This is a genomic window from Sphingobium sp. RAC03 (genome assembly GCF_001713415.1).
In the GTDB taxonomy this organism is placed as follows: Bacteria; Pseudomonadota; Alphaproteobacteria; order Sphingomonadales; family Sphingomonadaceae; genus Sphingobium.
Map to the genome: position 1 here is coordinate 119,366 of NZ_CP016453.1, position 13,176 is coordinate 132,541.

General features: G+C 61.1%; 11 protein-coding genes and 6 pseudogenes. 8 read left to right on the forward strand and 9 right to left on the reverse strand.

Annotation, left to right across the window (positions count from 1 at the left end; all coding sequences use genetic code 11):
• Positions 1 to 26 precede the first annotated feature (26 nt).
• Positions 27 to 968, reverse strand: coding sequence for an IS110 family transposase (locus tag BSY17_RS00460; protein ID WP_006966739.1), 942 nt, complete (start codon positions 966 to 968; stop codon positions 27 to 29).
• 299 nt (positions 969 to 1,267) lie between these two features.
• Between BSY17_RS00460 and BSY17_RS21075 the strand changes: the two are divergent.
• The 5 genes and pseudogenes from BSY17_RS21075 to BSY17_RS00490 form a co-directional block, all read left to right on the forward strand.
• Positions 1,268 to 1,896 (forward strand): annotated as a pseudogene (locus BSY17_RS21075) (IS630 family transposase); the annotation flags it as partial.
• A 100-nt stretch (positions 1,897 to 1,996) separates the two neighbouring features.
• Positions 1,997 to 2,326 carry an IS66-like element accessory protein TnpA gene (gene tnpA, locus BSY17_RS00475; protein ID WP_069063898.1) on the forward strand — a complete coding sequence of 110 codons (330 nt, stop codon included), beginning with the start codon at positions 1,997 to 1,999 and terminating at the stop codon, positions 2,324 to 2,326.
• Positions 2,327 to 2,388: 62 nt separating this feature from the next.
• Positions 2,389 to 2,670, forward strand: a complete 282-nt coding sequence (gene tnpB, locus BSY17_RS00480) for an IS66 family insertion sequence element accessory protein TnpB (RefSeq protein WP_232015723.1) — start codon at positions 2,389 to 2,391, stop codon at positions 2,668 to 2,670.
• A gap of 59 nt (positions 2,671 to 2,729) precedes the next feature.
• Entirely contained in the window at positions 2,730 to 4,343 is a 1,614-nt protein-coding gene (gene tnpC, locus BSY17_RS00485) for an IS66 family transposase (protein ID WP_069064441.1), read from the forward strand.
• A 29-nt stretch (positions 4,344 to 4,372) separates the two neighbouring features.
• A pseudogene (locus BSY17_RS00490) lies at positions 4,373 to 4,693 on the forward strand (transposase); the annotation flags it as partial.
• A 427-nt stretch (positions 4,694 to 5,120) separates the two neighbouring features.
• Here BSY17_RS00490 and BSY17_RS00495 read toward each other — a convergent pair.
• The 4 genes and pseudogenes from BSY17_RS00495 to BSY17_RS00510 form a co-directional block, all read right to left on the reverse strand.
• A pseudogene (locus tag BSY17_RS00495) lies at positions 5,121 to 5,955 on the reverse strand (HpcH/HpaI aldolase/citrate lyase family protein).
• 243 nt (positions 5,956 to 6,198) lie between these two features.
• A pseudogene (locus tag BSY17_RS20645) lies at positions 6,199 to 6,605 on the reverse strand (dihydrolipoyl dehydrogenase); the annotation flags it as partial.
• A 98-nt stretch (positions 6,606 to 6,703) separates the two neighbouring features.
• Positions 6,704 to 7,027, reverse strand: a pseudogene (locus tag BSY17_RS22125) (SDR family NAD(P)-dependent oxidoreductase); the annotation flags it as partial.
• Positions 7,024 to 7,293 (reverse strand): zinc-binding dehydrogenase, encoded by a 270-nt coding sequence (locus BSY17_RS00510; RefSeq protein ID WP_069063902.1) that lies wholly within the window; start codon positions 7,291 to 7,293, stop codon positions 7,024 to 7,026. The gene BSY17_RS00510 and the pseudogene BSY17_RS22125, both read right to left, overlap by 4 nt.
• Positions 7,294 to 7,310: 17 nt before the next feature.
• Between BSY17_RS00510 and BSY17_RS00515 the strand changes: the two genes are divergently transcribed.
• Positions 7,311 to 7,796, forward strand: a complete 486-nt coding sequence (locus BSY17_RS00515; protein ID WP_069063903.1) for a plasmid pRiA4b ORF-3 family protein — start codon at positions 7,311 to 7,313, stop codon at positions 7,794 to 7,796.
• Positions 7,797 to 8,136: 340 nt separating this feature from the next.
• On the opposite strand, the gene BSY17_RS00520 is transcribed toward BSY17_RS00515, so the two are convergent.
• The gene (locus tag BSY17_RS00520) at positions 8,137 to 8,340 is read right to left on the reverse strand and encodes a fumarylacetoacetate hydrolase family protein (protein ID WP_069063904.1); all 204 of its coding nucleotides are present in this window, start codon (positions 8,338 to 8,340) and stop codon (positions 8,137 to 8,139) included.
• A 107-nt stretch (positions 8,341 to 8,447) separates the two neighbouring features.
• On the opposite strand from BSY17_RS00520, the gene BSY17_RS20650 reads away from it, so the two are divergent.
• Positions 8,448 to 8,777: a Fe-Mn family superoxide dismutase gene (locus BSY17_RS20650; protein ID WP_237236245.1), complete on the forward strand. Its 330-nt coding sequence runs from the start codon at positions 8,448 to 8,450 to the stop codon at positions 8,775 to 8,777.
• A gap of 12 nt (positions 8,778 to 8,789) precedes the next feature.
• Here BSY17_RS20650 and BSY17_RS00530 read toward each other — a convergent pair whose 3' ends face one another.
• The 3 genes and pseudogenes from BSY17_RS00530 to BSY17_RS00540 form a co-directional block, all read right to left on the reverse strand.
• Entirely contained in the window at positions 8,790 to 9,011 is a 222-nt protein-coding gene (locus BSY17_RS00530) for a metal-sensing transcriptional repressor (RefSeq protein WP_083217010.1), read from the reverse strand.
• A 140-nt stretch (positions 9,012 to 9,151) separates the two neighbouring features.
• Positions 9,152 to 9,861: pseudogene (locus BSY17_RS00535) on the reverse strand (alpha/beta fold hydrolase); the annotation flags it as partial.
• A gap of 208 nt (positions 9,862 to 10,069) precedes the next feature.
• Positions 10,070 to 11,301, reverse strand: a protein-coding gene (locus tag BSY17_RS00540; RefSeq protein ID WP_237236241.1) for an IS3 family transposase whose coding sequence is annotated in 2 segments (ribosomal slippage) — positions 10,070 to 10,965 and positions 10,965 to 11,301 — 1,233 coding nt in all. Because the reading frame shifts where the segments join, the coding sequence is not laid out codon by codon here.
• Between the two features lie 1,082 nt (positions 11,302 to 12,383).
• Between BSY17_RS00540 and BSY17_RS00550 the strand changes: the two genes are divergently transcribed.
• Complete coding sequence (locus tag BSY17_RS00550) at positions 12,384 to 13,109, forward strand: DUF72 domain-containing protein (RefSeq protein WP_069063906.1); 726 nt, start codon at positions 12,384 to 12,386, stop codon at positions 13,107 to 13,109.
• Positions 13,110 to 13,176: the final 67 nt, after the last annotated feature.

The window sequence follows — 13,176 nt, forward strand, 5'->3', positions numbered from 1 at the left end:
CTAGGTGTTTAGAGTATCCGTGATGGTCAAGCGCATGCTGTGGTCCAGAGACGATCTGCCCTGAGTAGCGCATTTGCGGTGACGATGAGCTTTCGCATGATGGCTGTGATGGCGATTTTGGCGGGTTTTCCGGCAGCGATGAGCTGCTGGTATTTGGCCTTGAGGTTTGGATTGAATCGGGCGGCGACCAGAGCAGGCATGTAGAGAGCCTGTCGGACATTGGCCCTACCGCCGCGGATGAAGCTTTTGCCTTTCCATTGGCCGGACTGGCGCGCGACCGGGGCAAGTCCGGCGAGCGAGGCAGCCTGCTTGTTATCGAGCGATCCGAGTTCGGGCATGGTGGCGATGATCTGGTTGGCGGTGAGTGTGCCGAGGCCAGCGATGCTGGTGAGAATGTGGTGGCGCCGGACGAGCTTTTCATCTGCGGCAATGACGGCCGCGATTTCAGCGTCGAGCGCAGCGATGTGGCGAGCGATCTGTTCGAGCCGTTGGCTGCACTGGCGCTTAAGCAGCGTGACGGTGAGGTTCTTTTCGCGGTTTTTGAGCGCGGTGCGATCACGCACCAGACCATCGCGGGCGTTGACGAGTTCGGCCAGTTGGTTCTGCTGCGGGCTTCGGGCGGGCCTGACCGGGGGTTTCAGCGTCACCGCCATCCGTGCGAGCAGCCTGGCGTCGATGCGATCGGTCTTGGCGAGCGTGCCTGTCGCCTGAGCGAAGCGCCTTGCCCGTTCCGGGTTGAGCTTGACGCAGGGCATATGGCCGAGCGCGACCTCCAGCGCGCGGTGGTAGATGCCGGTAGCCTCATAGGCGATCCGCTCGACCTCCCATTGCCCGGCCCATGCGATCAGGGTCTTGTGGCCCTTGGTGGTGTTGGGGAACTGGCGCTCGATCCCGATGGGATGGACATAGCAGTCCAACGTCGCTTTGGAGATGTCGATGCCGATGGTTTGTGGTAGAGAGTTGCTCATCTTTTTCGCTGTCCCATGCTTGTCATCCGGGCCTTAAAAGCCCCGGTATCCGTTCGGGCCTGATGAAAAAGAAAGGGGCGATCCTACTCTAACCCGGTCCCTTCACGACCAGCGGTTTTGCGATCCGTCCCCTTCCGTCCGGTCCGGGGTGGCCACCCCGGACCGGACATCGCATCCTGACCCGAACGGACCACAAAGTCATAAGACAAGCGGTTTTCGACCGTTATGAATCGTTGAGGGATTTCCACGGGGCGTGATTTCTGATTCAGAGTCTGTGCTGGTGAAGGAGGCCAGCATGGATGGGCCAACCTCTATCGATGGATTTACGTAAGCGGCTTCTGGCGGCGATCGATGCCGGGATGAGTTGTCGTGCTGCGGCGGCTCGGTTTGGTGTAGCGCCCTCGACAGCGATCCGTTGGCAGGATCAGCGGCGTACGACCGGCAGCTTTGCTCCCAAGCCTCAGGGTGGCGATATGCGATCGCGCCGGATCGAGGAGCGGCAGGCTGAAATCCTCGCCATATGGGAAGCGCGCAAGGACATCTCGCTTGAAGAACTGCGGGCGGCGTTGATCGATCTGGGCCTGCACGTCTCGGTGGCCGGGCTTCACCGCTTCTTCGTTCATCACGGTATGACGCGCAAAAAAAGACTGGCCATGCAATCGAGCAGGACCGCCCCGATGTCCTGAGCCAACGACATGACTGGTTCGATGGTCAGCTCGATCTTGACCCCGAACGGCTCGTGTTCATCGACGAGACCTGGACCGCGACCAACATGACCCGCAGCCATGGCCGCTGCGCCAGGGGCGAGCGCCTGCGGATGGGCTTCCCGCACGGCCACCGCAAGACGACCACGCTGGTTGCCGGATTGCGCATGACCGGAATGGTCGCGCCAATGGTGCTCGATGGCCCGATCAACGGCGACTGGTTCGGTATCGCTCCGGTGAGGGCCGCCTTGCGGTGATCGGCTGATATTTCGAGATGGCACCGGTGCAAGCGCTGGTGTTTGCACCAGTACTAGGGACGGTGCGATGAGTCAGATCACGGTAATTTCAGGCCCGGAGCGGCGGCGAGTATGGACCGACCAACAGAAGCGTGAGTTGGTCGCGGCTGTTTCGGCGCCCGGGGCGAACGTGGCGGAGATTGCCCGCCGTGCTGATCTACGGCCGAACCAGATCTACAGATGGCGACGGCAGATGGGGCAGGCAGCGCAGAGCTTTGCAGAGGTGCAGGTGCAGCCCGATCCAGCGCCGGTGAGCGGATCGTCGATCATCGTGGAGTTCGAGCGGGCGATCGTACGCATCCCCGCTGGCGCATCACCTGGGTTGGTGTCGGCAGTGCTCCGGTCGATCAAGCCGTGATCCCAGTTCCCTCCGGCGTCCGGATATGGATCGCGACCGGGCATACCGATATGAGGAAGGGCATGCGATCCCTGGCCCTGCAGATACAGCAGAGCTTCAGGCGTGATCCCCATGCCGGTGATCTTTATGTCTTCCGAGGGCGCCGTGGCGACCTGTGCAAAATCCTGTGGCATGATGGCATTGGCATGTCGCTCTATGCCAAGCGCCTGGAGCGCGGGAAGTATATCTGGCCATCGGCTGTAGACGGGGTGATTGCCATCTCCGCCTCCCAGTTGGCTTGCATGCTGGAGGCGATCGACTGGCGTAATCCGCAAGCGACCTGGCGGCCGACCCTGGCCGGATAATCAATGTCGGAGAGCTAAAAAGCTAGAGATTCCGGTGTTTTTCTGCTATGCCTTTGGGCATGGGTGACGCGGCGCAAGCAGAGATCCATAGCCTTCGCGCGCAGCTCGCCGCAGCCCAGGCGGTCGCCGCTGAAGTGGCCCGCATCAAAGCCATCAACGCCGACCTGGAAGCCCGTAACGCCCTTCTCGAACTGCAGAACGAGAAGATGCGCCGCACTCTTTTTGGCCAGCGCTCCGAGCGCACGCGCCATCTGCTCGACCAGATGGAACTGACCTTCGAGGAGTGCGAGACCGCTGCCAGCGAAGATGAGCTTCTGGCTGCCCTGGCAGCGGCGAAGACCAACGTCGCACCGTTCGAGCGCAAGCGGCCCGCCCGCAAGCCCTTGCCCGAACATCTTCCACGCGAACGCGTCGTCATCGCCGCGCCCGATGCCTGCCCCTGCTGCGGCTCGGATCGGCTGTGCAAGCTGGGTGAGGATATCACCGAGACACTTGAGGTCGTGCCGCGCCAGTGGAAGGTGGTCCAGACCGTGCGGGAGAAGTTCTCCTGCCGGGATTGTGAGAAGATCACCCAACCGCCGGCGCCTTTCCACGTCACGCCCCGCGGGCTATTTGGCCCCAGCTTCCTGGCGATGCTGCTCTTCGAGAAGTTCGGTGCGCATCAACCGCTTAACCGCCAGCGTGATCGCTACGCCTGGGAAGGCGTCGACCTGAGCCTTTCCACTCTGGCCGATCAGGTCGGCACCTGCACCGCCGCGCTGATGCCGCTCTATCTGCTGATCGAAGCCCACGTCCTTGCTGCCGAGCGATTGCATGGCGACGATACAACGGTGCCAGTGCTGGCCAAGACCAAGACCGATACGGGCCGGATCTGGACCTATGTTCGGGATGATCGACCTTTTGGCGGACCGGCACCGCCCGCAGCGATCTTCCATTATTCCCGGGACCGGCGGGGCGAGCATCCTGTGGGCCATCTGCGCGGTTGGAGAGGCATTCTTCAGGCTGATGCCTATGCTGGCTATAATGCCCTGTTCCATGGCGACCGCCTGCCGGCGCCGCTGACCCGCGCCCTTTGCTGGAGCCACGCGCGCCGTTATTTCTTCGAGCTGGCCGATATCGCCGCGCAGCTCAAGAAGCGCCGCAAAAAGGCCGTCATCTCGCCGTTGGCAGTGGAGGCGGTCCGCCGCATCGATGTGATCTTCGACATTGAGCGCGCCATCAACGGCAGACCGGTACAGGAGCGCCACACCCTTCGACAGGAACTCAGCGCACCTCTGGTTGCCGATATGGAAGAATGGATGCGCGACAACCGGTCAAAGCTATCGAAGAACAGCGATGTGGCCGAGGCTATGGATTATATGCTCAAGGCATGGCCTGCATTTACCGCCTTCCTCGACGATGGCCGCATCTGCCTGACGAACAATGCGGCGGAACGGGCGCTCAGAGGCATTGCCCTTGGAAGAAAATCATGGCTCTTCGCTGGGTCAGACCGCGGCGGTCAGCGCACCGCCTTCATGCTGAGCCTCATTGGCACGGCGAAGCTCAACGATATAGATCCCCAGGCTTGGCTAGCCGATGTGCTCAGCCGCATCGCCGACATCCCCCAGAACCGTCTCCAAGAACTGCTGCCATGGAATTGGCGAGCCGCCGAATATCAACGCGAAGCCGCCTGATCCGCGGCCTTCACCGAATGCTTACCTGGTTCGAAGCCTATGTCACCCATGTTCTCGTGCCCGAACTGCGGCTCGGCGACGTTGTCATCATGGACAACCTGTCGAGCCACAAGCGCGCATCGGTGCGCGAGCGGATCGAAGCGGCAGGCGCAACCTTGCGCTTCCTTCCGCCCTACAGCCCAGACTTCAATCCCATCGAGAAAGCCTTCTCCAAGCTCAAGGCCATGCTCAGGAAGATCGGCGAGCGCACGGTGAGCGACCTCTGGGACCTCATCGGCAGGCTCGTGGATATCTTCCAGCCCAGAGAATGCGCCAACTACTTCAGCTCGTGCGGATATGATCCGGACTGATCGAAAAGCGCTCTATTATACTGCTATGGTTGCGGGAGGGCGATCCAACCGAAACCGACATTCGATTTCCTCCCACATATAGTTACTCTATCCACATCCGCGCTGGAAACCTTAGCTCCCAAACGGTTGGTAGTTGAACCACTCGATCCTCCGGCAATCGCGTAAACGACCCATTCCAGTCGCTCGGAGGCTGAATTTGGCTCTCCAAGAATAGGCATTGAATCTGCACCCTCAATCTGGCGTCCTCACTGACGCAAGGAGCCAGCAGATTGAATTTCGGCTTCCTCACGATGGGCTGGCGTCGTTCCTGCCGATCGCCCTGGACCGATATTCGTCGTCACAATTCCGAAGAGTTGGCGGTATGCCTCGCTATCGATCGCCCCCCGCAAGCCATTTGCCGACTGACAGTATATCCTTCATCTATTCGCTAGCTTGCTTGATCCAGGGTCCATTGCGCTAGCACAAGATGGGGCCGGTCTATCATCTCGCCGTCGAGCTTCAGCGCCCCCGCGCCGGGATTGGCGGCAAAAGAGTCCACCACCGCGCGGGCATGGCTCAATTCGATTTCGGTGGGCGCAAAGCCGGTGTTGATCGCCGGCACTTGCGCGGGATGGATCGCCATCATGCCCATAAACCCATCTCTCCGGGCCCGCGCGATATAGGCGGCGAGGCCGTAGGCATCATCGATCCGGGGATAGACGGTCTCGATCGCAAAACCGCCAGCCGCATGTGCAGCAAAAAGCGTGAGGCTGCGCACCATTTCCAGCGGCGGGGTATAGCGGCCATCCGCCTCCCGCGCGCGCGATGCGCCGATCGCGGCCGGCAGGTCTTCCGCGCCCCATGTGACGCCGCAAAGATGCGTCTTCACCGCCCGGTAGCTGCCCAGTTCGAAGATGGCCGCTGCGGTCTCTGTGGCGATCGGGAGGATCGACGGGACCGGCGCGCCGCCCGCCATGGCCAGCAGCGCTTCGATACTGGCCGCGCCTTCTGCCTTGGGCAACATCAGGCCATCGGGTCGGGATGGCAGCAGTACATCGAGGTCTTAGCGTGTGAGATCGCCGTCGAGCGGATTGACGCGGACGAACGCCGTGCAGGTACGCGGGCCAGCCAGCCATTCGCGGACCGCGTCGCGTCCGAAGGCCTTGCGGTGCGGCGACCGAATCTTCCAGGTCCGGAATGACCGCATCGGCCCCGCTGCCTGCAGCTTTGTCAAAGCGTTCGGGCCTGTCGGCGGGCACGAACAAGAGGGAACGGAGTTTCATGCGGCAGTTCCTTTGAGCAAAGCCAGATTGGCGGTCTCCGTCATCGTCCAGCTGATATCATCGACGATGGGATCACCAATAGTCCATTCGTTGAAGGGGCGTCCGGGCATGGTTGAGGGTGTCCTATTTCCGCACTTCACGAAGGTCGCGCATACGCGAATGGCGTTGTCCAAGGTCGCTTTATTTCAGGTGAAATCCGTCTTCGGCTCCGCCTCAGACGCGCAATCAGATGTCGATCGCATGTCATTCAATTTTCAGGCACGCCTCGTGGAATGCTTCGCTCAACGTAGGATGGGCATGGATGATACCGGAGATATCCTCCGCAACCGCGCCCATCTCGACCGCCGTGGTGAATGCAGCGGACAGTTCGGAAATATGCGCAACCACGGCCTGAACCCCGACGATACGCCGATCGCTTGCCCGCGCAACAATCCGCACAAACCCGCCTTCGTCCCCCGCATCCATCGACAGCGCGCGGCCGCTGGCGGCGAAGGGAAAGATGCCCGTGACCGTATGGGGCGCATCGGCCCTAGCCCGACGCTGAAGATCTCCGGCTCGGTGAAGCAGATCGCGGGAATCTCCACGGGATCGAAGCGCCGACGTTTGCCCGAGATGATCTCTGCCACCATTTCTCCCTGTGTCGCGGCCTCGGTCCGGTTGGATGGTCTCGTCCGACAGCAGCCGGGCAACAGAAAGATAATGTGCCCCGCAGGTTGATGCCGAATATGCGGTCCAGCGCATCTTCGGCAATGTCCGCGGCCGGGCCGTCCTGCATGATCCCGGCGCTGGTCACGAGGCCGTCGATCCGGCCATGTTCCGCCGCGACCTCATCGAACAGGGTATCGACGGCGGATCGGTCCGCGACATCGAGCGTCGCTCCGGTCGCCGCCAGTCCGTCCGCGCGGAGCGCGGCAGCGACGTCATGGACGCTGTCGTTGACGTCCGTGACGACGACATGTGCCCCCCGACCGGCGGCGAGCTGCGCGGCGGCGCGCCCGATGCCGCTGCCCCCGCCCGTCACGATCACGATCCGCCCCGTCAGCAGATGGGGTTCGGACCAGTCGGCCGTCATGGCAGTTCCACCACTATCGTTCCGACGGCGCGCCGTTCGGCGAGGTCCGCAATCGCCCGCGGGCCGTTCTCCAGCCCGTAACGGGCCGAAATATGGGGGTCGATCGTGCCCGCCTGCCACAGGCCGAAAAGCGCGTCATTATTAGCGCGGTTGCGTTGCGGATCGCGCTGTGTGAACGCGCCCCAAAAGACGCCGACGATCTGACACGCCTTGAGCAGGACAAGATTGGCAGGGATTTTCTGGATCCCGGCGGGAAAGCCGATCACGAGATAGCGGCCGCCCCATGCGATGGCGCGCAGCCTTCTCGTGGACGGACTCTCACCTGTGGGAAATGAGCTTCGGGCAGACCGGCTTCGGCATCCCTGATCCTGAATATGGCTTCGACGGGCCGCTCGACGCCCGTAAGGCCACTCTCGCCCAGGTCCTGGCGAATACGAGGCGCAAGACCTTCCGATATCTCTATGACTTTGGCGATGCCTGGGAGCATAGCGTCAAGATCGAGCGCGTCGGCGCGGCCAGCCCGCACCTGACATATCCGCTCATCCTCGATGCAGTAGGCATGCGGCCGCCAGAGGACTGTGGCGGACCATGGGGCTATGCCGAAAAGCTCGAAGCGCTCGGCGACCCCCAGCATGAATATCATGAAGAAGCGCTCGATACCCTCGGCGACGACCATGATCCCAACGCCCAGCCCGATATCCCCCTGATCGAGGCAAGGCTGGAAGCGCTCGCGAAAAAATGGGCGCCGCAGACACGCCGAAAAGCCTGACAGGCCGCGTCAACGCCACCTTCCGTCGGCGCTTACCCGCTAGTTAGAGATGTCCCATCCCGATGGTCGCTCGCGGGCCTGCGCTGGCATGGTCATCCTCTGCTCTGGAGGATGCGCTTATGACGGTGGTGGCGAGGAGCTGCGGCGAATTTTCCCGGTACAATATGCTGCGTCGAGTGCAGCGCCCCGAACTGCGAGTTCAGGATGCAGCAACACTAATTGGGATGTCGCGGCAGCGGATTAGTCGGCTGACAGAAACCGGCTGGAATGTGATCGATGGAACCCCTTAGTCGATCACACCCGCATCTGCCGGCCGGTATCTGCGCGCGTTATCGTGTGACTACGCGCCGGATTTACCTTGTACGATCCGATTCTCAATTACGCCAACACCGTCCACCTCTACCCGAACGACATCGCCGACCTTCAGGAGGTTGCCTGTAGCAGCACCCACGCCAGACGGCGTCCCAGTAAACAAAAGATCACCCGGCTCCAAGGTCATTACGGTCGACAGATATCTGATCTGGTCAAATATGTCGTAGATCATGTCACGCGTTGATGTACGCTGACGCTCCTGCCCGTTGACACTGATCGGTCATTCTCCATGAGATATATTTCGACGGGCTTGGCGGCAACCGCCAGGCCGCTGGCTCCATTCGCGCCGCGCTCACCAAAGCCTGGGGATCGTTCGAGACATGGGAGAAGGATTTCCGGCGCACGGGCCTGTCGCTGGCCGGCGGCTCAGGCTGGGTGATCCTCGCCTATAATCTCCATACCCGCTCGCTGCACAATTATTGGGCCTGGGACCATATGCATGGTGCGGTCACCGGCATGCCGATCCTCGCCCTCGACATGTATGAGCATAGTTTCCACATGGATTATGGCACGCAAGCCGCCAAATATATCGACGCCTGGTTCCGTAATCTCGACTGGCAGGCGGCCGACCGGCGCTATGCGCAGGTGATAGCGGTCGGTGCCACCTGAGGTCAGCAGCGACTATAAATATTTCGAGATCGTGCAAAATTCTTCGCCGGCCGAACCCATGCTTTCGGTCGCCTGGGTGTGGCTGAGGCAATGGTCGAGATGATCGTGGGTCAGTGCCTTCTTGGCGCTGACGATCGCCTTTTCGACCGCCTGGAGTTGCTGGGCGATGTCTGCGCAGGGGCGTCCGCTTTCGATCAACCCGACGATGCTGCGCAGATGGGCACCCGCCGAGATAGCTGACGGTCTGTTGCTGGGGAGCGAAGATGGATCGCTGAAAGGCTGATTTGGGTCGAGGTCGGTAGGCGCGAGTGCTTCCAAAGCACGATGTCGCCGCGATCCTTGCGCACCTGGGCGGATCGCGGCGCCGACGTTCGCTATTTCTTGTCGAAGAAGGACCGCACGGCCTTGACTGTATCGGTCGGCCGTTCCTCCATCACCCAATGGCCCGCGCCGGCAATGACCACGCTGCTAACGTCGGTGGCGGCGAAATGGGCAACGGTTGCCATCGTCGTGCCAAATGATTTTTTCACCACCGATCGCCAGGACGGGGATGGCCAGCTTGCCCTCGGAAAGGAAGGCCTTGTTGTCTATGGCGTCATGATCGAAGGAAGCGAATTGAGCAAAGCCGGCATGCATGGCGCCGGGCCGAGCATAGAGCGCTGCATAATGCTGGCGCAAAGCCTCATCGAAAATTCTTCGGGTCGGCGGAAAACTCATTCCAGAAACGGTCGAGATAGATGCGCTCGCGACCTGCGACAAGACGTTCCATATCTGGACCGCCGAAGCGGAAATGCCACAAAAGCGGGTTTTTAGGGATTTCCTCCCAGGGCCCAACACCCGGCAGGGGCGCGTCCATCAGGGCCAGCTTGCCCACTCGGTCGCGATTTTGCGCCGTGAAGGCATAGGCAACCATGTTGCCGATGTCGTGACCAACAACATCGACCTTCCCAACCTGGAGCGCATCGACCAGGCGCGCCATGTCTTCGCCCTTGGTCTTCTTGTCGTAACCGCCGTCGGGACGCTGCGAAAGACCCATTCCCCGCAGGTCAGGCACGATAACCTTATGATCCTTGACATAGTTGGCCGGATATTCAGAAGCGGTCTGTCTGCACTTGGGAGATTAAAATCGGCAGACGACCGTCCGGGTAGGGTCGACGACGGTACGACAGCTACGCGCCTAGCCGGTCGTCGAGCCGGTTGCGGCAGATTTCAGATAGCCGACCGCAGGTTCCGCATTGCGCATCCGACGTCCAGTTAGTTCGCTGATCAGGCCCGGGCAGTGTTGTTGCCCCCTAAAGGCCGGACAGTTCCTCACGGGTTGAACGTTCGATAAACTCTCTTGGCGATCTGTAGCCGAGAGCGCGATGCGGATGCACGCGATTATAGTGGTCGAGCCATTTTGGCAGCTGGTCGATGACGGCCTGTGCGTTGGGTCGCGGGCTGACGCGGGCGTAGTCTCGTTTGAGGGTCCGGACGAAAGCCTCGGCCATTCCGTTGCTCTGCGGACTTTCGACCGGCGTGGTGCGTGGTGCCAGGCCGATGTCGCGCGCGAAGCGCCTTGTATCTTGGGCAGTGTAGCAGCTGCCGTTATCAGTCAGCCATTCGATGGTGTGGGGCAGCTTGTTCACCTGGCCGAAGCGATGCTCGACGGTGGCAACCATGAGGTCGCGCACGTCCTCGGCGGTGATGCCGCCGGTAGTGGCCACATATCCCATCGCCTCCCGGTCGCAGCAGTCGAGGGCGAAGGCGACGCGGACCTTCTCGCCATTGTCGCAGCCGATCTCGAGGCCGTCCGAACACCAGCGTGTATTGCGGGTGACGACGGCGATCTTGCCGTCATGCCGGCGTTCCTCGCGGCGTCCGGCGTGGCGCTGGAGCAGTAAGCCATGCAGCTTCATGACGCGGTAGACGCGCTTTGGATTGGGCGCTGCGCGCCCGTTTTTTTCCGCCTCGCGGCGCAGCAGGGCATGCACGCGCCGATAGCCATAGGTTGGCAGGTCGGCGATCAGCCTGCGGATATCGGCGGCGAGTTCGGCGTCGGGCAAGGGGGGACGCCCGCGACGCCGTCGTTCTGCTGGTCGTTGCATTGCGGAGAGATGCGGTCGTGACATGCCGACGGCATTTGCAACCGCGCTCACCGTCCACCCTCGGGCCACGAGGTCGAGCGCAACAGCTGTTTTTTTGGGCCTGCGGCCCGGGAGACAGCCTCGCGCAGCAGTTCGTTCTCCATCGTCTTCTTGCCGAGCAGGCGCTGCAGTTCGCGGACTTGCGCCTCAAGCGCGCGGTAGTCGGATGCGGCCACAACTTCCTCGCCGGCCGCAGCGGCTGTGAGTGCACCCTGAGCCATCAGCCGTCGCCAGGTGAATAGCTGGTTGCCCGCGATGCCATGGCGGCGGGCGACCAGCGACACCGAGTTCCCCGGCAAATAGGTCTCCTCAACGATGCGAATCTTCTCCTCGGGCGTCCAGCGCCGACGGCGCTGCACCGAGGTAATGACCTCTACGCGGTCATATGTTCCAGTCATACGGTCAGGCATATGCATCACACTTCCATAAGTGTGAGGGCCTGTCAGGCGTTTTTGGGGGCTACTTCAGGCAGCCTCTACTGTGGGGTAGGCACGGTGACTACTAGCCGTGCCAGCGTGACCACAAGGATAAGCCTCTGCACGGTCTGCTCGTCTTCGCGCTGTATACCATCATTTCTGCTGGTGCGGCCCCCTTGATCTCCAGGTACGGCAAACTACGGAAGTAGGGCTTTCCGATCTCCAATAATGGCGGTTCGTTAATCACTATTTCATAATTATGCGCAAAATCGTTAATGCGTCCTTACGGTCCCCACCAGGGCGCGCTTCGATCAGACCCCGGCGCTCCCCCTTTTCTGGCGTCGGGGTCTACCTGCGTGAAAATGATGGCCCAACATCAGATACTGGCGACAGATATCGGCAGCGCTCCCTTCCCAGCCTTGCAATCTATGATTCAGACCAATCCGGCATGGCAGCCTCTAGCATGAAAAGGGCGCTTATTGCTCGCTTCTGGGCCTATCACTCATTCCCGGTCACCCGACATTCATGCACGACAGCTAGAGGGAGGTCCGGCGAGGCCCCACAACTTAAGGACTGCATCCGGTGGGGTCTCGTTTCTAGCAGCGCTGAATGGAGCGAACGCCCCACGCCAGGCGCTGAGCAAGCTGCATGGCTGGTAGTTCGAGGCATTTCCCGTAGCGGGGTGCCCGATCGCGCTGCCGATATCTGTCGCCAGCATCACCCAAGACGAGGGAGCACTGCCAGCTAAAGCGCGCTCCCGAGAGAACATTTTCCGTCAAGCCGCCGATGGCCGCCGTGACCAGCGAACAGGCAGATCGATACATTCCAGCAAACCGAAGGCTCCTATCTCAACAGGCGGTAGCCGCGTGCTGCCATACCGGTTTCCAATGCCGGCCAGACCGCTTCAAAAGGTTTGTCTGGCGGCGTAATTCCAAGCATGTCCAGGCAACAAATGTGCCTCCCGTTTATTGTTGCGATGTCCTATCAACACTTCGAAATTTGCGGCTGTCTTTAAAAGTTTGCGACCTAAAATGACCTTATCGGTCCGAAGGAGTTAGTGCGATATGACATTGATTATCGGCACGGCTGGCTGGAGCATTTCGAAAAGGCATGCACAGGCGTTTCCTGAGGAAGGAAGTGCTCTCCAACGCTATGCGGCGCGGTTCCGTGGCGTCGAGATCAATTCATCCTTCTATCGTCCCCATCGATCATCGACCTGGGCACGCTGGCACGACAGCGTGCCGCAAGATTTCCGATTTGCCGTAAAGATGCCCAAAGCGGTCAGCCACCAATGCAGGTTGCTCGACTGCCGGGAACAAACGGCCACGTTCATTGAGAATATCGATGCGTTGGGAAGCAAGCTGGACGTGCTGCTGCTTCAGCTGCCACCCAGTCTCGCCTTTGATGAGACGGCCGTGGGCAACTTCTTTGAAATGTTGTCCGGGCTGACCGATGTCCGGACGGCCTGCGAGCCGCGACATGCGAGCTGGTTCCTACCGCCCGCCGACCGACTACTTGCCGATCTGGGAATCGCCAGGGTCGCGGCTGATCCTTTTCCTGTGGCCCGACCAGTGGAGCCGGGCGGCTACCGCGCATTTGAATATTGGCGCTTGCACGGATCGCCCCGCGTCTATCGCTCGGCTTACGGCGACGAAAGGATGGCGCCTTTTCTGCCCGCGCTGATGAGCGTGGCTGGCCGGCCCGCGAGCAGTTGGTGCGTCTTCGACAATACTGCCGAGTCTGCTGCGATCGGTGACGCTATGCTACTCTCGTCCCGATTAGAGCTCTGACACAGCGGGCGATACGCGGGAAAAACAATCCTGAACAAGCGCATGGCCTCCCTTGTTTTAGCCTGGC

Excerpts from the sequence above, each read along its gene's own strand:
- tnpA (WP_069063898.1), top strand. The coding sequence starts at position 1,997 with ATGAGTCAGATCACGGTAATTTCAGGCCCGGAGCGGCGGCGAGTATGG.
- tnpB (WP_232015723.1), top strand. The coding sequence starts at position 2,389 with ATGCGATCCCTGGCCCTGCAGATACAGCAGAGCTTCAGGCGTGATCCC.
- BSY17_RS00515 (WP_069063903.1), top strand. The coding sequence starts at position 7,311 with ATGCGATGGCGCGCAGCCTTCTCGTGGACGGACTCTCACCTGTGGGAA.
- BSY17_RS00520 (WP_069063904.1), bottom strand. The coding sequence starts at position 8,340 with ATGATCTACGACATATTTGACCAGATCAGATATCTGTCGACCGTAATG.
- BSY17_RS00550 (WP_069063906.1), top strand. The coding sequence starts at position 12,384 with ATGACATTGATTATCGGCACGGCTGGCTGGAGCATTTCGAAAAGGCAT.
- BSY17_RS00460 (WP_006966739.1), bottom strand. The coding sequence starts at position 968 with ATGAGCAACTCTCTACCACAAACCATCGGCATCGACATCTCCAAAGCG.
- tnpC (WP_069064441.1), top strand. The coding sequence starts at position 2,730 with ATGGGTGACGCGGCGCAAGCAGAGATCCATAGCCTTCGCGCGCAGCTC.